Source organism: Rhizobium sp. Root482 (assembly GCF_001426565.1).
Lineage (GTDB): Bacteria > Pseudomonadota > Alphaproteobacteria > Rhizobiales > Rhizobiaceae > Pararhizobium.
Genome location: NZ_LMFA01000001.1, coordinates 269,025 through 290,495, shown reverse-complemented (window position 1 = coordinate 290,495; position 21,471 = coordinate 269,025). Strand labels below are relative to the sequence as shown.

Annotated in this window: 25 protein-coding genes; 16 read left to right on the top strand and 9 right to left on the bottom strand. The window is 61.0% G+C overall.

Annotated features, from left to right (window positions below; genetic code table 11):
- The first annotated feature begins 6 nt into the window (after positions 1-6).
- From ASD31_RS01225 to ASD31_RS01205, 5 genes are all read left to right on the top strand, one after another.
- Positions 7-696, top strand: a complete 690-nt coding sequence (locus ASD31_RS01225) for a D-lyxose/D-mannose family sugar isomerase (protein WP_056328308.1) — start codon at positions 7-9, stop codon at positions 694-696.
- 21 nt (positions 697-717) lie between these two features.
- Positions 718-1,479, top strand: a complete 762-nt coding sequence (locus tag ASD31_RS01220; protein WP_056328306.1) for a sugar phosphate isomerase/epimerase family protein — start codon at positions 718-720, stop codon at positions 1,477-1,479.
- 24 nt (positions 1,480-1,503) lie between these two features.
- Positions 1,504-2,637, top strand: coding sequence for a Gfo/Idh/MocA family protein (locus tag ASD31_RS01215; RefSeq protein ID WP_056328304.1), 1,134 nt, complete (start codon positions 1,504-1,506; stop codon positions 2,635-2,637).
- A gap of 129 nt (positions 2,638-2,766) precedes the next feature.
- Positions 2,767-3,798, top strand: a complete 1,032-nt coding sequence (gene mgrA, locus ASD31_RS01210; RefSeq protein ID WP_056328303.1) for an L-glyceraldehyde 3-phosphate reductase — start codon at positions 2,767-2,769, stop codon at positions 3,796-3,798.
- 357 nt (positions 3,799-4,155) lie between these two features.
- A complete protein-coding gene (locus ASD31_RS01205; protein ID WP_056328301.1) occupies positions 4,156-5,265 on the top strand; it encodes a TRAP transporter substrate-binding protein in 1,110 nt (369 codons plus the stop codon).
- A 117-nt stretch (positions 5,266-5,382) separates the two neighbouring features.
- Here ASD31_RS01205 and ASD31_RS01200 read toward each other — a convergent pair whose 3' ends face one another.
- Together ASD31_RS01200 and ASD31_RS01195 are read right to left on the bottom strand one after the other, a co-directional pair.
- Entirely contained in the window at positions 5,383-7,134 is a 1,752-nt protein-coding gene (locus ASD31_RS01200) for a TRAP transporter large permease (RefSeq protein ID WP_056328299.1), read from the bottom strand.
- The gene (locus ASD31_RS01195) at positions 7,131-7,709 is read right to left on the bottom strand and encodes a TRAP transporter small permease subunit (RefSeq protein ID WP_056328297.1); all 579 of its coding nucleotides are present in this window, start codon (positions 7,707-7,709) and stop codon (positions 7,131-7,133) included. Before ASD31_RS01195 ends, ASD31_RS01200 begins: the two co-directional genes overlap by 4 nt.
- A gap of 336 nt (positions 7,710-8,045) precedes the next feature.
- On the opposite strand from ASD31_RS01195, the gene ASD31_RS01190 reads away from it, so the two are divergent.
- Complete coding sequence (locus ASD31_RS01190; RefSeq protein ID WP_056328296.1) at positions 8,046-9,665, top strand: glycoside hydrolase family 43 protein; 1,620 nt, start codon at positions 8,046-8,048, stop codon at positions 9,663-9,665.
- An 83-nt stretch (positions 9,666-9,748) separates the two neighbouring features.
- Here ASD31_RS01190 and znuA read toward each other — a convergent pair whose 3' ends face one another.
- On the bottom strand, positions 9,749-10,726 hold the full coding sequence (znuA, locus tag ASD31_RS01185) for a zinc ABC transporter substrate-binding protein ZnuA (protein WP_056328294.1): 978 nt from the start codon (positions 10,724-10,726) through the stop codon (positions 9,749-9,751).
- Positions 10,727-10,831: 105 nt separating this feature from the next.
- Here znuA and ASD31_RS01180 point away from each other — a divergent pair, with 105 nt between their 5' ends.
- The 3 genes from ASD31_RS01180 to ASD31_RS01170 are packed head-to-tail and all read left to right on the top strand — an operon-like array spanning position 10,832 to position 12,997.
- A complete protein-coding gene (locus tag ASD31_RS01180; RefSeq protein ID WP_056328292.1) occupies positions 10,832-11,767 on the top strand; it encodes an ATP-binding cassette domain-containing protein in 936 nt (311 codons plus the stop codon).
- A complete protein-coding gene (locus ASD31_RS01175) occupies positions 11,760-12,593 on the top strand; it encodes a metal ABC transporter permease (RefSeq protein ID WP_056328291.1) in 834 nt (277 codons plus the stop codon). The genes ASD31_RS01180 and ASD31_RS01175 overlap by 8 nt, the downstream gene beginning before the upstream one ends.
- Positions 12,593-12,997 (top strand): Fur family transcriptional regulator, encoded by a 405-nt coding sequence (locus tag ASD31_RS01170; protein WP_056328289.1) that lies wholly within the window; start codon positions 12,593-12,595, stop codon positions 12,995-12,997. Before ASD31_RS01175 ends, ASD31_RS01170 begins: the two co-directional genes overlap by 1 nt.
- Before the next feature lie 3 nt (positions 12,998-13,000).
- On the opposite strand, the gene ASD31_RS01165 is transcribed toward ASD31_RS01170, so the two are convergent.
- The 3 genes from ASD31_RS01165 to ASD31_RS01155 form a co-directional block, all read right to left on the bottom strand.
- Positions 13,001-13,543 carry a gamma carbonic anhydrase family protein gene (locus ASD31_RS01165; protein ID WP_056328288.1) on the bottom strand — a complete coding sequence of 181 codons (543 nt, stop codon included), beginning with the start codon at positions 13,541-13,543 and terminating at the stop codon, positions 13,001-13,003.
- A gap of 17 nt (positions 13,544-13,560) precedes the next feature.
- Positions 13,561-14,247 carry a fumarylacetoacetate hydrolase family protein gene (locus ASD31_RS01160; RefSeq protein ID WP_056328286.1) on the bottom strand — a complete coding sequence of 229 codons (687 nt, stop codon included), beginning with the start codon at positions 14,245-14,247 and terminating at the stop codon, positions 13,561-13,563.
- 67 nt (positions 14,248-14,314) lie between these two features.
- Positions 14,315-14,518 carry a hypothetical protein gene (locus ASD31_RS01155; protein WP_056328284.1) on the bottom strand — a complete coding sequence of 68 codons (204 nt, stop codon included), beginning with the start codon at positions 14,516-14,518 and terminating at the stop codon, positions 14,315-14,317.
- Between the two features lie 280 nt (positions 14,519-14,798).
- Between ASD31_RS01155 and ASD31_RS01150 the strand changes: the two genes are divergently transcribed.
- From ASD31_RS01150 to dusA, 3 genes are all read left to right on the top strand, one after another.
- On the top strand, positions 14,799-15,053 hold the full coding sequence (locus ASD31_RS01150) for a hypothetical protein (RefSeq protein WP_056328283.1): 255 nt from the start codon (positions 14,799-14,801) through the stop codon (positions 15,051-15,053).
- A 211-nt stretch (positions 15,054-15,264) separates the two neighbouring features.
- Entirely contained in the window at positions 15,265-15,507 is a 243-nt protein-coding gene (locus ASD31_RS01145; RefSeq protein ID WP_056328281.1) for a DUF982 domain-containing protein, read from the top strand.
- A 272-nt stretch (positions 15,508-15,779) separates the two neighbouring features.
- Positions 15,780-16,913, top strand: coding sequence for a tRNA dihydrouridine(20/20a) synthase DusA (gene dusA / locus ASD31_RS01140; protein ID WP_056329257.1), 1,134 nt, complete (start codon positions 15,780-15,782; stop codon positions 16,911-16,913).
- A 139-nt stretch (positions 16,914-17,052) separates the two neighbouring features.
- Here dusA and ASD31_RS01135 read toward each other — a convergent pair whose 3' ends face one another.
- Positions 17,053-17,265 (bottom strand): cold-shock protein, encoded by a 213-nt coding sequence (locus ASD31_RS01135; protein WP_037095903.1) that lies wholly within the window; start codon positions 17,263-17,265, stop codon positions 17,053-17,055.
- 489 nt (positions 17,266-17,754) lie between these two features.
- Between ASD31_RS01135 and ASD31_RS01130 the strand changes: the two genes are divergently transcribed.
- Positions 17,755-18,339: a J domain-containing protein gene (locus tag ASD31_RS01130; protein ID WP_056328280.1), complete on the top strand. Its 585-nt coding sequence runs from the start codon at positions 17,755-17,757 to the stop codon at positions 18,337-18,339.
- 227 nt (positions 18,340-18,566) lie between these two features.
- On the opposite strand, the gene ASD31_RS01125 is transcribed toward ASD31_RS01130, so the two are convergent.
- Complete coding sequence (locus tag ASD31_RS01125; protein ID WP_056328279.1) at positions 18,567-18,992, bottom strand: hypothetical protein; 426 nt, start codon at positions 18,990-18,992, stop codon at positions 18,567-18,569.
- Positions 18,993-19,406: 414 nt separating this feature from the next.
- Here ASD31_RS01125 and ASD31_RS25710 point away from each other — a divergent pair, with 414 nt between their 5' ends.
- The 3 genes from ASD31_RS25710 (at position 19,407) to ASD31_RS01115 (ending at position 20,845) form a co-directional block, all read left to right on the top strand.
- Complete coding sequence (locus tag ASD31_RS25710) at positions 19,407-19,676, top strand: hypothetical protein (RefSeq protein ID WP_156392457.1); 270 nt, start codon at positions 19,407-19,409, stop codon at positions 19,674-19,676.
- Positions 19,677-19,955: 279 nt separating this feature from the next.
- The gene (locus ASD31_RS01120; protein ID WP_156392456.1) at positions 19,956-20,174 is read left to right on the top strand and encodes a hypothetical protein; all 219 of its coding nucleotides are present in this window, start codon (positions 19,956-19,958) and stop codon (positions 20,172-20,174) included.
- Between the two features lie 74 nt (positions 20,175-20,248).
- Positions 20,249-20,845 (top strand): hypothetical protein, encoded by a 597-nt coding sequence (locus ASD31_RS01115; protein WP_156392455.1) that lies wholly within the window; start codon positions 20,249-20,251, stop codon positions 20,843-20,845.
- 75 nt (positions 20,846-20,920) lie between these two features.
- Here the strand turns inward: ASD31_RS01115 and ASD31_RS01110 are convergent, their stop codons facing one another.
- Positions 20,921-21,379 (bottom strand): DUF3828 domain-containing protein, encoded by a 459-nt coding sequence (locus ASD31_RS01110; protein ID WP_056328273.1) that lies wholly within the window; start codon positions 21,377-21,379, stop codon positions 20,921-20,923.
- Positions 21,380-21,471 lie beyond the last annotated feature (92 nt).

Below are 21,471 nucleotides of genomic sequence, written 5' to 3'. Positions count from 1 at the left end.
AATCTGATGCTGCGCAGCGACGTCAATGCCATTATCGAGCGAAGCGAGGCCTTCATGCGCCGGCACGGCTTCGTCCTGCCGCCTTTCGCCTATTGGTCGCCGGAGGAATTGCAGGCGCGGACGGCTTCCGATGCGCCCGCCATCCGCGATGCCCGGCTCGGCTGGGATATCACCGACTACGGCAAGGGCCGCTTCGACGAACTCGGTCTCGTGCTCTTCACCCTGCGCAACGGCAATGTCGCGGCACTGAGCGAAGGGCGCGGCATGCTCTATGCCGAAAAGCTGATGATCACCGCCAGGGACCAGGTCAATCCGCTGCACCGGCATGCGGTCAAGACCGAGGATATCATCAATCGCGGCGGCGGCACGCTCGTGCTGCAGATGTACAATTCTCTGCCCGATGGCGCGGTCGATGGGGAAAGCGATGTCCATGTCGCGAGCGACGCCCGGCTCAGGACCTTGAAGGCCGGTGCCTTCCTCAAACTTTCGCCCGGTGAAAGCGTCACCCTTCTGCCGGGAAACTGGTATGCCTTCTGGGCCGAGGGCGCCGATGTGCTGATGGGCGAGGTATCCACCGTCAACGACGACCTGACCGACAATTATTTCCGCGAGCCCGTCGGCCGCTTTTCCACCATCCAGGAAGATACCCGCCCGAGCCACCTCTTGGTCTCGGACTACGACACCTGGCTCAGATAGATTCACCTCGGAGGATTTTCCATGCAGACCGTCAGTTTCCAGCTTTACAGCGCCCGCAATTTCCCGCCGCTCGCCGATGTCCTGAAAACCGTGGCTGCCGCCGGCTACGGCCAAGTCGAGGGCTATGGTGCGCTCTATGCCTCCCTCGACGATGCGGCGATCAGTGCCCTCAAGCAGGACCTCGACAGAAACGGGTTGACGATGCCGACGGCGCATTTCGGCCTCGACATGCTGGAAGCCGATCCGGCGCGTGCGCTTCAGATCGCCAATACGCTCGGTATCAAGGCCATCTACTGCCCCTATATTGCCGCTGAGCAGCGCCCGGGCGGTCCCAACGGTTGGCATGAGTTCGGCAAGCGACTGGAACAGGCCGGCAAGCCGTTTCGCGACGCCGGTCTCGATTTCGGCTGGCACAATCACGATTTCGAATTCGTCGAACTGGCCGATGGCAGTTTTCCGCAGGACCATATCTTTGCCGGCGGGCCGAGCCTGAGCTGGGAAGCGGATATCGCCTGGGTCATCCGAGGCAACGCCGATCCTTTTGCCTGGATCGAGAAATACGGCAGCCGCATCACCGCCGTCCACGTCAAGGACATCGCGTCGGCGGGCGAGGGCGCAGATGAGGATGGCTGGGCGGATGTCGGTCACGGAACCGTGGAATGGCCGCGGCTTTTTGCGGCGCTCGCCTCGACGCCCGTGAAATATTTCATCGTCGAACACGACAATCCCAAGGATTTCAAGACGACTGCCGAGCGCTCCATCGCCTCGATCAAGTCCTACTGAACATTACCGATAGAAAGACGGACCATGACACGCGAACTCGGCGTCGGCATCATCGGATGCGGCAATATCTCCACGACCTATTTCACGCTTTCGCCGCTCTTCAAGGGCATCAAGGTGCTGGCATGCGCCGACATCAACCCGGCCGCCGCTGAGATGCGGGCGTCCGAATATGGCGTCGAGGCACAGACCATCGAGGCCCTGCTCGCCAATCCGCAGATAGATATCGTCGTCAATCTGACGATTCCGGATGCCCATTTCGCGGTTTCGAAAATGATCCTCGAGGCCGGCAAGCATGTCTATTCGGAAAAACCGCTGGTGCTCTCGCTGGAAGAGGGCGAGCAGCTTCGTGGGCTCGCCACCGCCAACGAGCTGAAGGTGGGATGCGCGCCGGATACGTTTCTCGGCGGCGCCCACCAACTGGCGCGCGACTATATCGACCAGGGCAGGATCGGTCGCGTCACCTCCGGCACCTGCCATGTGATGAGCCCTGGCATGGAGATGTGGCACCCGAACCCGGATTTCTTCTTCCTGCCCGGCGGCGGCCCCATCCTCGATCTCGGTCCCTATTACATCGCCAATCTCGTCAACCTGATTGGCCCAGTCAAGCGGGTGGCGGCCTTGACCTCGATGGCCAACCACACGCGCACCATCACCAGCGAGCCGCGCAAGGGCGAGGTCATTCCGGTGAAGACCCCGACCAATATCCATGCGCTGCTCGAATTCCAGAATGGCGCGACGGTCACGCTGTCGGCCAGCTGGGATGTCTGGTCGCACCGCCACGCGAATATGGAGCTTTATGGCACCGAGGGCTCGCTGTTCGTGCCGGATCCGAATTTCTTCGGTGGCACGGTATCGGCCAGCGGCCGGGACAAGGATATCCAGCCGCTCGAAACCTGGGATCATCCCTTCTCGATCGCCAATCAGGAACATCCGCAGGGCATGATGGCGAACTATCGCACCGCCGGCCTTGCCGACATGGCGACCGCCATTCTCGAAGGCCGCGACGCCCGCTGCTCGCTGGAGCGCGCCCTGCACGGCGTCGATGTCATGGTCTCGATCCTGAAATCCGGTGCGGAAGGCTGCTTCATCGAGCTGACGACGACCTGCACCCAGCCAGCGGCGCTTGGCATCGAGGAGGCGAGGGCTCTGCTGCGCTAGGGCGCCCTTGATCTTGGCGGTGGAGATCGGACGGGCGCGTTTGCGCCTTGTCCGGGATCGGGATAAAAGCGGCAACGCATCCCCGGAGGCTCCGCTTCGGGGATTTTGGTTTTGAGGAAAGGGCCAGCCATGACATGGCAACCGGCGGACAATCGCTACGAAACGATGAAATATAACCGCTGCGGCAGGACCGGCCTGAAATTGCCGGCGATCTCGCTCGGGCTCTGGCACAATTTCGGCCAGGACACGCCGCACGAGCGCAAGCTCGACATGTGCCGCACGGCCTTCGATCTCGGCATTAGCCATTTCGACCTCGCCAATAATTACGGCCCGCCCGCGGGGTCCGCCGAAACCGCTTTCGGTGAAATCCTGCGCAGCGATTTTGCCGCCCATCGCGACGAGTTGATCATCTCCTCCAAGGCCGGCTACGACATGTGGCCCGGCCCCTACGGCGAATGGGGCAGCCGCAAATATCTGATCGCCTCCTGCGACCAGAGCCTTGCGCGCATGGGCCTCGATTATGTCGATATCTTCTATTCCCATCGCTTCGATCCCGATACGCCGCTCGAGGAAACCTGCGGCGCGCTCGACCATATCGTCCGGTCGGGCAGGGCGCTCTATGTCGGCATTTCCTCCTATAATTCGCAGCGCACCCGCGAGGCGGCAGCCATCCTGAAGGAACTCGGCACGCCCTGCATCATCCACCAGCCGAGCTATTCCATGCTCAATCGCTGGGTGGAGGAGGACGGTCTCGTCGATACGCTGGAGGAACTCGGCATCGGTTCGATCGTCTTTTCGCCGCTGGCACAGGGAATGTTGACGACGAAATATCTCGGCGGCATTCCCGAAGGCAGCCGGGCGGCACAGAACCATTTCCTCAAGAAGGAATTCATCCGCCCGTCGATCATCGACAATATCAGGAAGCTCAACGAGATCGCCGAGAGGCGGGGCCAGACGCTGGCGCAGATGGCGATCGCCTGGGTCTTACGCGGCGGCCGCGTGACCTCGGCACTGATCGGCGCCAGCCGCGCCTCGCAGATCGTCGATTGCGTCGCAGCCTTGAACAACGACCAGTTCACGGCGCAAGAACTGGCCGAGATCGATGTCTATGCCAAGGAAGCCGATATCAATTTGTGGGCATCCTCGGCCGAACGCGTCTGAACGGATCTGGATTTCGGCAGCAAATGAAGGCACCGGATCGTCAGATCCGGTGCCTTCATCGTTTTGGCGCAGCTGGTGTTTCATGGTCTTGAAAAGCGCCCCGTGAAACCGCTGCAAATATGGAAAATTGTTGTTAGACAAAAGTTGAAAGAATGGTCCCGCGGCCATGGCTGGACATGGGGGGCTCAGCGTGTAATCTGCCTGCGAAGCCATGGTTTTCCCTGAAAACGCATGGCTAAAGACAGACGTTCAATATGGCGCACGCCTTGGTCCGGTCGGAGCGATCGGCGCGGCCTGCACCCCGCGGGGAGGATCAGCACCGGCATGTCGGGCTGTCCGCGAAACAGAGGAGAGAACATGGATCGCCGTTCATTTATCACGCGTGCAGGTCTCGGCGGCGTCGGTGCCGTTGCGGCAACGACGCTCGCAGCGCCTGCGATTGCCCAGAGCAATCCGAAGGTCAACTGGAGACTGGCTTCGTCGTTTCCGAAAAGCCTCTCCGACACGATTTTCGGCGGCGCGACCTCGCTGGCGAAATATGTTTCCGAGGTTACCGACGGGAATTTCAACATCCAGGTCTTTGCCGCCGGCGAGATCGTGCCCGCGCTTCAGGTCGCCGACGCGGTAACGCAAGGGACCGTCGAGGCAGGCCATACGGTTTGTTACTATTTTTGGGGCAAGGACCCCACCTGGGCGCTTGGATCGGCTGTCCCGTTCTCGCTCAATGCCCGCGGCATCAACGCCTGGCACTATCATGGCGGCGGTGTGGACCTGTTCAACGAGTTTCTCGCCACGCAGGGCATTGTCGGCTTTCCGAGCGGCAATACCGGCGTCCAGATGGGTGGCTGGTTCCGTAAGGAAATCAACACGGTCGAAGACCTGAAGGGGCTGAAATTCCGCGTTGGCGGCTTTGCCGGGAAGGTTCTGGAAAGGCTGGGCGTCGTGCCGCAGCAGATCGCCGGCGGCGATATCTATCCGGCGCTCGAAAAGGGCACGATCGATGCCGCCGAATTCGTCGGTCCGTTCGACGACGAGAAGCTGGGCTTCGTCAAGGTCGCTCCCTACTATTATTATCCCGGTTGGTGGGAAGGCGGACCGACGGTCCATTCGCTCTTCAACAAGGAAAAATTCGAGGAACTCCCCAAGCAGTATCAGTCGGTGCTTCGGGTTGCTGCCCAGGCGGCGGATTCGAACATGCTCAGCGCCTATGATTTCCTGAATACCGCCGCTCTGAAACGGCTGGTTGCCGCCGGGGCGCAATTGCGGCCGTTCAGCCAGGAAATCCTGTCGGCGTCCTTCGATGCCGCGAACGAGACCTACGCTGAAATCGAAGCGACCAATGCTCCCTTCAAGAAGATCTGGGATTCGATCAAGGCATTCCGCAAGGATTATTACCTGAACATGCAGGTGGCGGAATATAATTACGACACGTTCATGATGGTCCAGCAGCGCAACGGCAAGCTTTAGCCAGAGCTGCGGAGATCGGAAACAGACAAGCCCCGGGGCGGCGACGCTCCGGGGCTTGTCGATTCTGGCATGTGTCGTGGAAAAAAACACGGCCGGAAAGTCCGGCCGTGCTTCGTATCAGTTGAATGACGGTGGTGCGCTGAGGTCGATGGCGGGCTGGCTTTCCTTGCCACCCTCCGTTCCCTCTGCAGGCGGGGCACCATCGGTGAGCGGAGTGCCTGGAAGCTGCAGGCCCGGCAGGCCAAACCCGCTGTCGTTGAAGCCTGGAACCTGCAGCTGGATGGTCGAGGGATCGACGACCACGGCCTCGTCCTTGTAGTGCGTGACCATTTGCGGGAACATGATCGTCAGCGCCACCATGAGGATCTGGATGCCGACAAAGGGCACGGCGCCCCAATAGATTTGGCCTGTCGTTACCGGCGCCGTCACCTTGCCCGTTACCCGGTCGAGATAGGGGACGCGGGCGGCCACGGATCGCAGATAGAACAGCGCGAAACCGAAGGGTGGGTGCATGAAGCTGGTTTGCATGTTGATGCCGAGCAGGACGCCGAACCAGATCAGGTCGATGCCGAGCGCGCTGGCCGCCGGCGCGAGCAGCGGCACGATGATGAAGGCGAGCTCGAAGAAATCGAGGAAGAAGGCCAGGAAGAAGACGAGCAGGTTGACGACGATCAGGAAGCCGACTTCGCCGCCCGGCATGGAGACCAGCAGGTGTTCCACCCAGATATGGCCGTTGACGCCATAGAAGGTGAGCGAAAAGACCCGCGCGCCGATCAGGATGAACAGCACGAAGGACGAGAGGCGGGTGGTCGAGGCCAGCGCCTGCTTGATGACGTCGAAGGTCAACCGTCCCTTTGCCGCTGCCATGACGAGGGCGCCGACCGCGCCCATGGCGCCGCCTTCCGTCGGCGTGGCGACGCCGAGGAAGATGGTCCCGAGCACCAGGAAGATCAGCGCCAATGGCGGGATCAGAACGATGATGACCTGCTGGGCGAGCCGCGACATCCGGTTAATGTTCAGGCCACGGTCTGCGAGTGCGACGATGTAGATGAAGGCGATGCCGACAGTGGCACCGAGAATATCGGCATTCTCGCCCTGGGTCGGGAAGAGCAGGACGTGCGCCGTATAGGCAATACCGGCGGCCACGGCGAGCGCGATGATCAGCGAGGTGACGCCGGAGCCGAGGGTACGGGCCTCAATCGGCAGTGCCGGCATCGAATCCCTGCGGATGAAGGTCATCAGCAGGATATAGCTCATATAAAGGCCGGTAAGAACGAGACCCGGGATCAGGGCGCCGGCATACATGTCGCCGACCGAACGGCCCAGCTGGTCGGCAAGGACGATGAGCACCAGCGATGGCGGAATGATCTGTGCCAGCGTGCCGGAGGCGGCGATGACGCCCGAGGCCACCCGCCGGTCATAGCCGTAGCGCAGCATGATCGGCAGCGAGATCAGGCCCATGGCGATGACCGAGGCGGCAACGACGCCGGTGGTGGCCGCCAGAAGCGCGCCGACGAAGATCACCGCATAGGCGAGACCGCCACGGACAGGCCCGAACAGCTGGCCGATCGTATCGAGCAGATCTTCGGCCATTCCGGATCGTTCGAGCACGATGCCCATGAAGGTAAAGAACGGGATCGCAAGCAGCGTTTCATTCGCCATCACACCCCAGAAGCGATCCGGCAGTGCGTTCAGGAGCGGCCAGGACAGATTGATCGATTCCGAATAGGGGGCAAGTTCGACGCCGATCACGAAAAACAGCAAGCCATTGGCAGCCAGCGCGAAGGCAACGGGGTAACCGAGCAGAAGGAAGACGAAGAGTGACAGGAACATGATCGGTGCCATGTTCTGGGCGATGAATTCGATCATCCGCGGTCCTCCCTGACCGACGCGTCATCGTCGAGCGGCGCGTGGGCGGGTACGTAAGGGGTGGGGTCCTCCATATCGCCACGGATGATGGCAATCTTCTTGATGATTTCCGAAACACCCTGGAATGCGAGCAGGACGAAACCTGCGAGCAGGATCGCCTTGGCGGGCCATACGATCAGGCCGCCGGCGCTGGAGGAGCCTTCGCCCGAGACATAGGACATCTCCACATAGGGCACGAAATAATAGACCATCAGGAGCACGAAGGGCATCAGGAAGAAGCAATGGCCGAACAGGTCGATCCAATGCTGAACCCGGCGCGAGAAGGCGCCATAGACGACGTCGATGCGGATATGCTCGTTCTGCTGCAGCGTATAGGCGGCCGCCAGCATGAAGGCACCGCCGAACAGATACCATTGGGCCTCGAGCCAGGCGTTGGATGACATATTGAATATCTTGCGGATGACCGCGTTGCCGGCGCTGACGAGAACGGCGACGAGAATGAGCCAGGCGACGGCCTTGCCTATGTTTTCCGTGATCGTGTCTATGAGTCGGCTGAAGCCGAGTAAAGAATTCATCTGTTCCTCCCCGCAAGGCTGTTTTTCGCTTTTTTGCCAAGCACAGTCACAGTGCCGATTTCAAGCCCCGATTCAACCCTGGCCAGGGATTTTCCCGCATTGTGCCGTAGCGTCATACCAAAGTCGCATGCGCCTTTATGTGTGGTGCCTAATGTTTGGGCAGAACCCTTCCGGTCCAGCATCCTGCAGCCTGGAGGCCACGGCTATTCCATGCAAAGGCGATTCGAAGAAGGTGGTTGTCGGTCGTTTTTGCGAGCCATCGGCCGCCGCCGGCACTTGAAACGGCATGGCGTTTCGGGCTGGATGCGGCACCGAATATCGAGGAAGAGAGAAGACATGCCCGCGACGATCCGCAATCCGATCCTGCCCGGCTTCAATCCGGATCCTTCCATCTGCCGCGTCGGCGACGATTACTATATCGCGACCTCCACCTTCGAATGGTATCCGGGCGTGCAGATCCACCACTCGCGCGATCTCGTCAACTGGACGCTCGTGCGCCGCCCGCTCGAGCGGGCAAGCCAGCTCGACATGCGCGGCAATCCGGACAGCTGCGGCGTCTGGGCACCCTGCCTCTCCCATGCCGACGGGCTGTTCTGGCTGGTCTATACCGACGTCAAGCGTTTCGACGGCAATTTCAAGGATGCCCATAACTATATCGTCACATCGCCGACGATCGACGGCGAATGGTCCGATCCCGTCTATGTCAATTCCTCGGGCTTCGATCCCTCGCTGTTCCACGACGAGGACGGCCGCAAATGGTTTCTCAACATGCAGTGGAACCACCGCACCGAAAGTTTCGGCGGCGCGCCGAAATCGCCGGCTTTCGACGGCATCCTGCTGCAGCAATGGGACCCGGCTTCCGGGACGCTTGTCGGTCCGGTCCGCAACATCTTTGCCGGCAGCAGCCTGGGCTTGGTGGAAGGTCCGCATCTCTTCCAGCGAAACAGTTGGTATTACCTGACCACGGCGGAAGGCGGGACCGGTTACGACCATGCGGTGACGATGGCCCGTTCGCGGGCGATCGAGGGACCGTATGAGATGCACCCGCAGACGCATCTGATCACCGCCAAGGACCATCCCGATTCACCTCTGCAGCGGGCAGGGCATGGGCAATATATCGAGACGTCGGACGGGTTGGCCTATCATACCCACCTGACCGGCCGGCCGCTCGGGCCCGGACGGCGCTGCACGCTCGGCCGCGAGACCGCATTGCAGAAATGCGTGTGGAGGGACGATGGTTGGCTCTATCTCGAGCAGGGCGGCGTCGTGCCGGCAATCGAGGTTCCAGCTCCTGCCGATGCTGTTATCGTCGAGAGGCCCGCCCGGGTCGAAACCGGTTTTGACGGCACGCACTTGCCTGCGGAATTCCAGTGGCTGCGCACGCCGCTGCCGCAGCGCATCTTCTCCTTGACCGACAGACCCGGTTTCCTGCGTCTCTTTGGCCGCGAAAGCATCGGCAGCTGGTTCGAGCAGGCGCTGGTGGCGCGGCGCCAGGAACACCACCGGTTCCGCGCCGAGACTGTCGTCGATTTCGATCCCGACACCTACCAGCAGGCCGCCGGCCTGACGCATTACTACAACCGGCATAAATTCCATGCTCTTGCCGTGACGCTGCACGAAACGCTTGGCCGCGTGGTGACGGTGTTTTCCTGCGCCGGGGATTTCCCGCATAGTCGCATGAGCTTTCCGGCCGGAAGCGGCGTGGCCGTGCCCGATGGACCGGTGCATCTGGCGATGGAAATTCGCGACAACGACCTGCAGTTTTCCTGGCGGCCGCAGGGCGCAAACGACTGGCAGGCGCTTGGACCGGCGCTTGACGCCGGCGTCGTTTCCGACGAGGGCGGGCGTGGCGAACATGGCTCCTTCACCGGTGCCTTTGCCGGCGTTTTCGCCTTCGACACATCGGGCAGGGGGCAGGCGGCCGATTTCGACCGATTCAGCTACGAGGCGCTGTGATCGTCCTTGCCATGCATTTGCGGTGCCGGGGGCGGCGATATCGCACGAGCCCGCCCCCGGCGGACCTTTGGTAAGGCGACCTGTCAGTCGCTCGAGGAGAGGCAGGTCTTCAGGGATGTGGCGATGCCTTCCATGAGCTGGAAATAGAGGTCTGGTCCGGCTTCGATGGTCGCCCCCTCCGGGTCGAGCGTGCCGGATTTGGCTTTCGTGCCCTCCAGCACGACATTGACCAGCTTCGGTTCGAACTGCGGTTCGGCAAAGACGCAGGTTGCGCCAAGGTCGATGATTTTTTCATGGATCTGCGTCAGCCGCGCGGCACCGGGCAGACTTTCCGGGCTGACGGTGATCGAGCCGGCCACCTTCACGCCATAGCGATGCTCGAAATATTGATAGGCGTCGTGAAAGACGACGAAGGGCGTGTCGCGGATCGGCGCGACAGTTTCTGCGAGCATCCCGTCGAGCGTGTCGATGCGCGTGTTCAGCTTGTCGAGATTGGCGCTGTAGGTGGCGGCATTGTCCGGATCCGCCGCGGCCAGTGTCTTTTCGATCTCGGTCGCCATCGCCTTTGCATTGGCGGGGTCGAGCCAGAGATGCATGTCGAAGCCGCCGTCATGGTGGTGCTCCCCGGCATGTGCGTCTTCGCCCTCAGCTACCGCATGTGCGTCGCCATGGTCGTGGTCGTCGCCGTGATCATGCGCCTCGAAGGCGCCGCCTTCGCGGAATTCCAGCTTGGTCAGGCCGGGAGCCTCTTCCAGCGCCACGCGTTTCGCGCCCTCGCCAAGCGTCTCCAGCGGTTTTTCCAGAAAGGCCTCCATCCCATGACCGACCCAGAAGACGATATCGGCCTTCTCGATGGCAACCGCACTGGAGGGCTTCATGCTGAAGGTATGGGGCGAGGCGGCGCCATCGACGATCAGTGCCGGCTCGCCAATTCCCTGCATGATCGATGCGACCAGAGAGTGGATGGGCTTGATCGAAACCACGACATTCGGCGCTTCGGCATGGGCTGCGGCAGTCGAAGCCAGCAGCAGGGGGGCAAGAAATAGGGTCTTCAGATTCATTGATCGGCTCCGGGCTTGTTAATGCATGTAATGTTATTACATCAATTGCGTAATGCTATAACGTGTGGCATAGCAACTGGCAACACCGAATTCGGAAATTTTGAAATGTCTCTGATCCGCCCCTCCGATCACAAGCTGTCCGATCAAAAGCCGCTTGTGGTCCTGAAAAATGCCGGCGTGCGCCGCAATGGCCGTTGGCTGGTGCGCGGTGTCGAATTTTCGATTGGGCGCGGCGAGATCGTTACGCTGATCGGCCCCAATGGTTCGGGAAAATCGACGACGGCGAAGGCGGCGATCGGCGTTCTCAAGCCGGACGAGGGCTGGGTGGAGAGGCAGCCAGGCTTGAAGGTTGGCTATGTCCCGCAAAAACTTGCGATCGACTGGACGCTGCCCTTGACCGTCGAGCGGCTGATGACCTTGACCGGGCCACTGAAGGCCGGTGAGATCGCCGATGCGCTTTCCGCCACCGGCATTTCCCATCTTGCCCGCGCCGAGGTGCAGCATCTGTCCGGCGGCGAATTCCAGCGCGCGCTTCTCGCCCGCGCCGTTGCCCGCAAGCCGGATCTTCTGGTTCTCGACGAGCCGGTGCAGGGCGTCGATTTCACCGGTGAAATCGCCCTCTACGACCTGATCAAGTCCATCCGCAACCGGACCGGCTGCGGCATCCTGCTGATTTCGCACGATTTGCACATGGTCATGGCGGCGACTGATACGGTCATCTGCCTCAACAGCCATGTCTGTTGCCGCGGTACGCCGCAGGCGGTCAGCCAGAGCCCGGAATATCTCAAGCTGTTCGGTAGCCGCGCGGCAAAGACGCTCGCCGTCTACAGCCATGATCACGACCATACCCATCTGCCCGACGGGCGGGTGCTTCACGCCGATGGCAGCATTACCGATCACTGCCACCCGGATGACGGACATCATCATGGCGACCGGGCAGACGAGGGCGGCGATCTCGATCACAGCCACGGACCGGATTGCGGCTGTGGCCACCACAGCCGCCTGCAGGGCTTCGATACCAAGGAGCGCGACCGTGCTTGACGATTTCTTCATCCGGGCGCTCGTCGCCGGCATCGGTCTTGCTATCACCGTAGGACCGCTCGGCTGTTTCGTCATCTGGCGGCGCATGGCTTATTTCGGCGATACGATGGCCCATTCCGCTCTGCTCGGGGTAGCGCTGTCGCTGCTGTTCGATCTCAACCTGATGCTCAGCGTCTTCCTGGTCGCCGCCGGCGTCTCGCTGCTGCTGCTTCTCTTGCATCGGCGCGGCGCGCTCTCCACAGATGCGCTGCTGGGCATTCTCTCCCATTCGACCCTGTCGATCGGCCTCGTCCTGGTCGCCTTCATGAGCTGGGTGCGGATCGACCTGATCGGCTTCCTGTTCGGCGATATCCTGGCCGTATCCAGGGCCGATATCGATCTGGTCTGGGGCGGCGGCATTCTGGTGCTTTTCGCCATTATCTACCTCTGGCGGCCGCTGCTTGCCTCCACCGTCAATCACGAGCTTGCCGAAGCCGAAGGCCTGCAGCCGCAACGAGCACGGCTTTTCTTCATGCTGCTGATGGCGCTGGTGATTGCCATCGCCATGAAGATCGTCGGCATCCTGCTCATCACCTCGCTTCTGATCATCCCGGCGGCGACGGCGCGGCGCTTTGCCAGTTCGCCGGAAATCATGGCCGTGCTTGCCTCGTTGATCGGCGTGCTTGCGGTCACCGGCGGATTATTCGGCTCGCTTCATTTCGATACGCCTTCCGGCCCTTCGATCGTGGTTGCGGCGCTCGGGCTTTTCGTGCTCAGTCTTATACCGTTCGGGCGCCGGGCCGCCGGTGGAGCGATGACCCATCCGACATCTGGAGGACAGCATTGATGGCGACACAGCCTCTGACCAGGAACCAGATTCTCGTTCTGGATGCGCTGACCGGTGCAGAGGGCCCGCTCAGCGCCTACACGATCCTCGACAAGCTGCGGGACCACGGCTTTCGCGCGCCGCTGCAGGTCTACCGGGCGCTCGACAAATTGCGCGAACTCGGCCTTGTCCACCGTCTCGAAAGCCTCAACGCCTTCGTCGCCTGCACGCAGCCCCATGACCATCATACCGATCACGGGGTCACGGCCTTCGCCATCTGCGAGGATTGCGGGCAGGTGGACGAGATGCACGATGCGGGTATCGAGGAGCGCCTGTCGGTGCTGGCCGGCGTCCGGCATTTCAAGACCGAGAAAACGACGATCGAAATCCGCGGCCATTGCCAGAACTGCAGCGCGGCGGAATAGCCGTCACCGCTTTGCCTGATCGACCAGCGAGAGCGAGGTGGCGAAATGCCGCCACTTCTCGACATAGCTCTCGGCCGATTTGCGCAAGCCCGCGACAGCGGTCTCATCGAGCACGCGGATAGCCCGCGCCGGCGCGCCGACGATCAGCGAATTGTCCGGAAAGCTTTTGCCCTCGGTGATCAGGGCATTGGCGCCGACCAGGCAATTCCTGCCGATGACGGCACCATTGAGCACTGTCGCGCCCATGCCGATCAGGGAATTGTCACCAATGCTGCAGCCATGCACGATGGCGCGATGGCCGATCGTGCAGCCTTCGCCGATCGTCACCGGATATCCCGGATCGACATGGACGACGGCGCCTTCCTGGATATTGCTGCGGCTGCCGATGCTGATCCGCTCATTGTCGCCGCGCAGCACCGCACCGAACCAGATGCCGACATCCTCGCCCAGTTCGACATCGCCGATCACATGGGCGTCCGGCGCCAGCCAGTAGCTGCCCTCGGCCGGTGTGCGGGGGTGGCGGGGGCCAAGGTCGTAAAGGGGCATGGGCTCTGCCTTTGCTGTCAGACGACGGTGACGGAAAGGGTCGCAACCCCATCTATGCCGCAGGAAATCACATCGCGGCGCGCGACCGCGCCGACACCGGAGGGGGTGCCGGTCATGATCAGGTCGCCGGCGGAAAGCCTGAACAGGCGCGACAGTTCCGCAATGATTTCCGGCACGTTCCAGATCATCTGGGAAAGATCGCCTTCCTGTCTCGTTTCGCCATTGACGGCGAGCCAGATGCGACCGTTGTCCAGATGGCCGATCGCCTCGGCGGGGACGAGGGGCGAAACCGGTGCGGAATGCTCAAAGGCCTTTGCCGCTTCCCAGGGCTTGCCGGCGGATTTTGCCCGGGCCTGCAGGTCGCGGCGGGTAAAATCGATGCCGACACCATAGCCATAGACGCAGTCGAGCGCATCGGCGGCGTCGATCGCCTCGCCACCGCTCTTCAGCGCGACGACCAGTTCCACCTCGTGGTGGACATCCTCAGACAGGGGCGGATAGGGAAAACCGGCGGCCGGCAGGACGACATTGTCGGGGTTCTTCTGGAAGAAGAAGGGCGGTTCGCGCACGGGGTCATGGCCCATTTCAATAGCGTGGGCCGCATAATTGCGCCCGACACAATAGACCCGACGGACGGGAAAGGACGATTTGGAGCCGGAGACGGGCAGGAGAACGGGGGCAGGCAGCGAAAATACGGTTGTCATTTCGGTCCAGACATTCGATTGCGAATATCTGACGATAGCACCCCTTCACCGGGCGGGGAAAGACCGATCAGCCGCAGACATAGGCCTGAAGCTGGTCGCGGGTCAGAAACCGGCTGTCGGCATGTGAATTGATCTCGGGATAGGTATATTCCAGGCTTGGAACATCCGGGAGTTCCAGTGCCTGGCGCACGGTCATGATGCCGACGTCACGCCGGCTTGCGCCGTGCTTGAGGCTGACCTCGACGATACGATACAGATGGTCCTGACCCATGTTTTACTCCCTATTTCTTATTCTTATGATTCTGTGCGCAGTAGCTGCCTGGAAACAGGTTTTTGTGAGGCGCCTCCGATTATAGCACCGTGCGATGAACAAGCCGTGACGCCCGGCGCACCATGGCGACCGGAAAGTGTATCGGAGCGGGCCATATGATCGGCCATCCGGAATAGAGGCCATATCGACCTGGCGAAGACGGCCGCTCAGTCCGGCTGCGGGAACCATCCGGCACTTCATGGGTTTGTCGAACAGAACAGCCCTGCGGAAGGAGTTTCGAATGGCGAACGTCAAGAATTTGAAGACCGGCTTTACCGGCGAGCTGGAAAAGACGGACGGGCTTGCCGCCAAGGCGCGCCAGGCCGCCGGATATGTCAAGGAAGAGGCCGGCGCGGTGACCCGCAGCGCGCAGGACCACCCTTCCGCTACTGGCACGGCCCTTCTGGTGTTTGGCGCTGCAGCTTTCATCGCCGGTTACCTGATCGGCAGCGGCTCTGCACCGGAGAGAAGCCGCTATTGGCATTGGGATAGATAAGGTATTTGCAGCGTTGAGGCCGGCTGGAGCCTGATTTCCGCTTCAACCCCATGGCTTGGAAGCCAATTTTCTCGGCACTCCGGCTCCGATTTAGGAAGCCGACCGCATGGGTTTGCGCGGCCGGCTTTTTTTATTGCCGAGGACTGCCCAGCGGGAACCAAATGGATTACCTTGTGGTTATGGTCTGGCAAGACAATCGGAGGAGACGTTCATGCCAAATGCCAAGTGGTCCAGCCCCGTCGAGGTTGGTTTCGCGCATAAAGCTTCCCAAACCGTACAGGGCCCGTTCGATGCCCTGATCTGCCTGATGGATACATGGCCTGACATGCGCGGCCCACGCTATGTCGCGGCCAGGAGCTTCTGCCGCGCGGCAATCGAGGGCCGCAAATCGCCGGAGGAAGCGCGCGAGGTCTTCATTTCCGCCGCGAAGGAAGCGAAACTGCGGACCCACTGAGCGGCGCCTATCGCGTCCGTTTCAAGTCTCCCGCCTTGGACTTGCCGATTGCCAAAGGCTTCGGGAGGAGGCGGCTTTTCCGCAGCCGGGACCGGTTTCCGGCCCGCTTCGCCTTTCCCGTTCCAATAATTTCGAATGCCTCTCTCCATGCCGAACCTCCGCGCCGGGTGGCTCTTGTCTCGCTTTTTTCCCCTTTGCAGTGTATAGGCCGCACCTTCCGGATCGAGACCGGCTGCGACGGCACGACCCGGCAGGCAAGCGAGACAGGCACCATGACCACCGCACATTCTTTCACAGGCCAAGAAGGCTGCCAGCCATCCGACACGAAGGCCGCATCCGGCCGCTACTTCAAGGCGCCGGTTTTTGCCGTTGCCCCTATGATCGACTGGACGGATCGGCATTATCGGTTCCTGGCCCGCCAGCTTTCGAGCCATGCCCTGCTTTACACGGAAATGATCGTCAGCGAGGCGATCCTGCGTGGCGACCGGCAGCGGCTGCTTGGGCATGATGCAGGCGAGCAGCCGGTGGCGCTTCAGCTTGGCGGCAATGATCCGGAGAAGATGGCGCAGGCGGCACGGATCGGCGAGGCGTTCGGCTATGCCGAGATCAACATGAATGTCGGCTGCCCCTCCGACCGGGTGCAATCGGGAACCTTCGGCGCCTGCCTGATGCGCGAGCCGGCGGTGGTTGCCGATTGCGTGGCGGCGATGAAGGCCGCGGTCTCCATTCCCGTCACCGTCAAATGCCGGATCGGCGTCGACGACCAGGACCCCGAACTGGCGCTGCGCGCGCTGGTGGCGGATGTGGCGGTGGCGGGTGCCGACGCGGTCTGGGTGCATGCGCGAAAAGCCTGGCTGCAGGGACTTTCGCCGAAGGAAAACCGCGATATCCCGCCTCTGGACTATGGCCTCGTGCGCCGGCTCAAAAGCGAATATCCTCATCTTTTCATCGGCCTCAATGGCGGTCTTGGCAGTTTGAATCAGGCTCTTGAGGAACTGAATCAGGAAAACCCCGTGGATGGCGTCATGCTGGGCCGGGCTGCCTATCACGATAGTGCAATGCTGAGCGCCGTGGACGGATTTTTTTCCCATCCGCTCAGCGGCACGGCACCTGTCGATTTTGGAAGCGAGGCGTTTACCGCCGGCGGGCACCGGCAATCGGCCGACTTCTGGGCCGGGGTCTGCGCCGCGATGATGGAGCATGCGGCCGGCCACATTGCCGCCGGCGGACGGTTGATCCATGTGACCCGCCACATGGTGGGCCTGTTCCAGAGCTGGCCGGGGGCGCGGCGGTTCCGCCAGATCCTCTCCAGCGACGCGACCCGCCCCGGCGCCGGCCCTGATATCATCGCCCGCGCCTTCGAGGCCGTGCTGACAGCCGCCGAGGGGCGGCAGGCCGCGGAGTAGGTGAGCAGTGATTAGTGAGCGGGAGGTAGGTTGATGGCGTGCGGCTTTGTTGTTCTTAACTCCTCACTTCACATCCCGAACAAAAAAAACGGCGCCCCGGGAGGCGCCGTTTGAAGAGCGATCGCTTGGATCGTCAGGCTTAGTCGGCCTGGATGTTGACGGCCTTCGGGCCCTTGCCCATGCGGTCCGGCTCGGTGTCGAAGGTGACCTGCTGGCCGTCCTTGAGGGTCTGGAGGCCGGCGGCCTGCAGCGCGGAGATGTGTACGAACACGTCCTTGGCGCCGCCTTCCGGCGTGATGAAGCCAAAGCCCTTGTCCTGGTTGAAGAATTTTACGGTGCCCTTGGTGGCCATGGGAGAAGTCCTTGTTTCCCTTGTTGATCTGTCTTCACCCCTGCCAGGGTGGAGACTTCTTTTCTTTCCGTTTTGTCTTTATGCGGAAAGCGGTGGGTGAAGTCACGTACGGGGAAAGAACGTCTACAGTGCCGTCTTTATCGACACGCCCGGTTTGCTTCCGGGACCATACAGCCAGTCCAGTCTCCGGGATTGAAAACGCCCGAACATCGAAATAATTGCCAGCAAAAAAACAAAATAGCAAGCGTTTAATCCTTGCCGCTAAACTGTGCCGCCGAACGCCGCGGCCTTGGCCAAATCTCTGTTTTCGCCTCGCCGCCGGGGAAAACCGCCGGCCATCGCCTTTCCACCACAATTTGGTCCCGGCCGTGCCCGATGAAGGAGCGGGGTTGATGACGGCCCGGCGACGGGCTAGGTCAGGTGCCAGGCTGCAAGGGGCCAAGGGGCAAAGGCGGAAGGACGAGGTGCGGCGGGAATGCGAGGTGCTCATTGATCGATCCCTATGAAACGCTCGGCATCGGGCGCGAGGCCGATGGCGAGGCGGTCAAGGCGGCCTATCGGAAACAGGTGAAGACTGCTCATCCCGACAGCGGCGGCGACGAGAAGGCTTTTGGCCGGCTGCGGGCCTGCTACGAGCTCTTGAAGGACCCGGTGCGCCGCAAGCTCTACGACCATACCGGCTACGACCCGGAACTGGCCGATCCGCGCGATCTCAAGGGCATATTGCGGCTGGAGACCCTGGTCAGCGACGTCATCCTCGACGAACGCGAGCCCGGCAGTTTCGATCCGGTCGCGGCCATGCGCCGCAAACTCTCCGACGACATGGTGCAGAGCCGCTTCCACATCCTCGAACTGGAGCGGCACCGCGCCCGGGTGCGCCAGCATCTCGACCGGCTCGGCCGCCGGCCCGCCGCCGACGTGCTCGGCGCGATGCTGCGCAGCCGCTCGCAATCGATCAGCGAGGCGATCCGCAGCGCCGAGACGCAGATCGAGGCGATCGAGCAGGCCTATGCCATGCTCGAAGGCTATTCCTACGAGATGGAGGCGCTGGCCGAGGTGAAGGCGGCGGAATAGGGAGGGGTGATTCATGCGGACGTCTTTTCGATGTGTCGAGCGTTGTTTCGGGGGTCTCCCGGTGTCCGTCATTCCTGTGCTTGTCACAGGAATCCAGTGTGCCGTGTCCACGGCGCGTTAGACTCTTTACGAGGAACGAAGGAAAGCCTCCTTTCACGGCGCGGACGCGCCGTGGCTGGATTCCTGTGACGAGCACAGGAATGACGGAGGGTGAGGAGCCCCGAGGCTCACGAACGATCACGGCGGTTGTCAAGGTCAACCGAGCCGCCGGATGCCGGGCCGGACGGGTTTTCCCGGTCGCGGCGGAAGGTGTCGAAGCGGCGTTTGTCGTGGGGCGGAATGATGGTGCGGGCGATCTCGACGCCGGCATCCTGCAGCGGCCGGTGCTCGGCATTGCCCCAGGCATACATCAGGCCGTTGCGGCCGCCATGCTCGCGGACGAGCAAGGCCTGCTCGTAGAGGTCGTCGAACAGGCGGCGTTGTTCGGGCGTCAGGTTGCGCAGGCAGCAGGGCTCGCCGCTTCCCTTGAAATGCCAGAAGCAGGCGTTCCGGCGGCGGCAGTCGCGGCGGCGGCAGGCGAAATGCGGCAGGGCCAGCATCTCGGCGGTGTGCGCCATCAGCTTCGTGTGGACCGTAAGGCGGCGCTCTGTCATGTCTCGTCTCCGGTGTGAGTGCAGGATGTCCGTGCATGCGAATGCGTTCACGCGCGATGTCTCGCCGTGGCTTGAAGGCATTTTCGGACGGGGCGCTGGAAGCTGCCTCGCTTGGTAGTCTAAAAGTGGCACCTTTCAGCGCCCCGTTCGGCGGTTTTTGCCCGCGACTTGGGTCCCTCTGAGGTGGCCTGGCGAAAGATGTTCGTCTGACCTGATGSAGGCACGCCCGGCGCGCTCTTTCGGGCATCAAGAGACAGGAGCAAAACTCCCGTCTCTCCCCGTGTCGCCGGAGGGAGACCATTTTCCGCGAACCCCGGACCTGGAGACTTCCGTCCTTTCTCCAAGTCCAGCGCCGGCCCCGCCTCGCTGCCACGGCTGGCAGTGTATCCGAGGGCGGAACGAGATGAGTGTGGCATGAGCGCGAGGGGCGGGGATGAGCGGGGATCATACTTACCAGCAGAATTTGAAAATGAGCTTAGCTACCCAGATAAGGCGCGGTGTTCTCGGGCGGAATACTTCCGCAATCCGGCGGTGTGGATTGCCGGGTTTGAGGGGTATTTCCGGGGTTTTGTTTGCGGTATCGGAAAATTTAACTGCGACTTTATGTCATGGAAAAATTGGGTAGAGACCCTCTTTTATATTTTATTTGAATTGTTAAACTCATCACAACGATTTGTGGTGTAGATTCTATTGACGAGATGCGCCTGGTTGTGTAGGGCGCCGCAACTAGGGTCTTGTTGTTGCCGCATTGCAACGCTACATTGCCGTGAATAGAGGCGAAAGCACCCGTATAGGGATTACGTTTGTAATTCTTTCTGTCATGGTGTTTTTGGCTTGGCCGACGAGGAGAATTCCGGCGGCAAGAATTTAATCGGAACAGGGAACGTTTGTCAGCGCTCACTGTTCTTCCTGTATGATGGCAAAGGGAGAGTGCCACATGCGTGATCAGAAGGAGTGTCTATGATGTCCGAGAGCGCCAAGACTAAGCTCCACTCCCTTCTTTTCGAAGAGGGGCGTGAGCTGGTGAACATAAAGTTTATGCCCGGAAAGAGTCGCGGGCTGACGGCTGCCCGCCTTTCTGATGCTGCTGCGGATGCCATTCGCAGCGCAATTGATGGTGGATTGGTTAATCAACCGCCACGTACTGGAATGCGAAAGTGTAAACTTGAAGCTTTTCATTAAAAAGGCTATCCAGATTCATTCGAATCGTAAAAGGCTCGGGTCATTCCGAGCCTTTTTTCGTGGTGGTGTTGTTTATGTATTTGAAGAATTTGCTGGCTGCCGTCGCTATAATCGATGAGATGCCACTCGAAGTGGAAGACATGGCTGCGGAGCTGATAAAGGCAGGCTGTCAGGACAGGATTATATTCAGCGCCGCTGACGAGGATCCTGCGGAAATACAAGGTGTATTTTATCAGTACACCACTAAGCCTGGTGTTTATTGCTCACCTGACTTTATCACCCTGATTGTATATTCAAAACATCTTTCTGTCGAGTGGCAGCGTCTTGTGTGTTGCAAGGAGTTGATCCATGCTTGTGATAGCGAGATAGAACAAACCAACACGGAAGAAGAGGTTCAAGCGTTATTAGAAAAGATTTTAGGTCCCCTTTCTACAGAGGACTTCGGTTTGGCCGATCTCATGGCGGCCAAAGACAAATTTGCAATATACCAAGCGCTTGCAATTTTATTTCCTTTATCTGCTCGTGATGAGGCTCGAAAAGCTATGTCAGAGAAAAAAAGAACGCTTGAACAGGTGGCTGCTTGGGCTTGTTTGCCTTCTCAATTAGTTGAACTGGTTCTCAGTGATGATTGGCCTAAAATTCGTAACGATTTAGTCGTCGGCTGGGGCTGAGTAGGGGCGGGCGTCGTTGATGGATCCTCGGGTCAAGCCCGAGGATGACGGAGGGGAGGCTTATTCTTCGCCTGCTCACCGTCCCACCCCCTCAAACAGCCCGCTCAAGCTCCACGGATAGTCCCCCTGCTGCTGGGCGATGTCATCGACTTTCCAGGCGCCGTGCTCGTGCACGAGCGTGTAATAGAGGGTGACGGGCTCGAAATTGGTGAAGGTGACTTCCAGCTCGGCGGTGGTGTCGAGGATGATCGGCTGGCCGATGTCGACATTGGTGGCTTCGCCGTCCTGGCCCGCGATGACCGGGTCGAAATCAATGGCGCCGACGTCGCCTTCCGGGGTGTTGTCGAGGTCGGCCTGGAAGCGGGCGTTCAGTTTTTCGGAGAAATAGGCGGAATAGGGCGAGGGCGCGTTCGGGTCGGCCTCGGCGGGGTCGGCGCTGTAGAGGGCTTCGAGCAGCGCGCGTGGCGTCTCGAAGGGTTCCGCGGCGGCCGGGAATGCGATGAGGGCGGAGAGGAGCAGGGCGGGCAGGCGCATGGAAGGGTCCTTTGGCGAGGCGGCGTCGATCGAGGATTAGTTGATGGCGGTGGTTCGGCCAAGGTGCATTTTGGGGGATGTGGGCGGGGTGG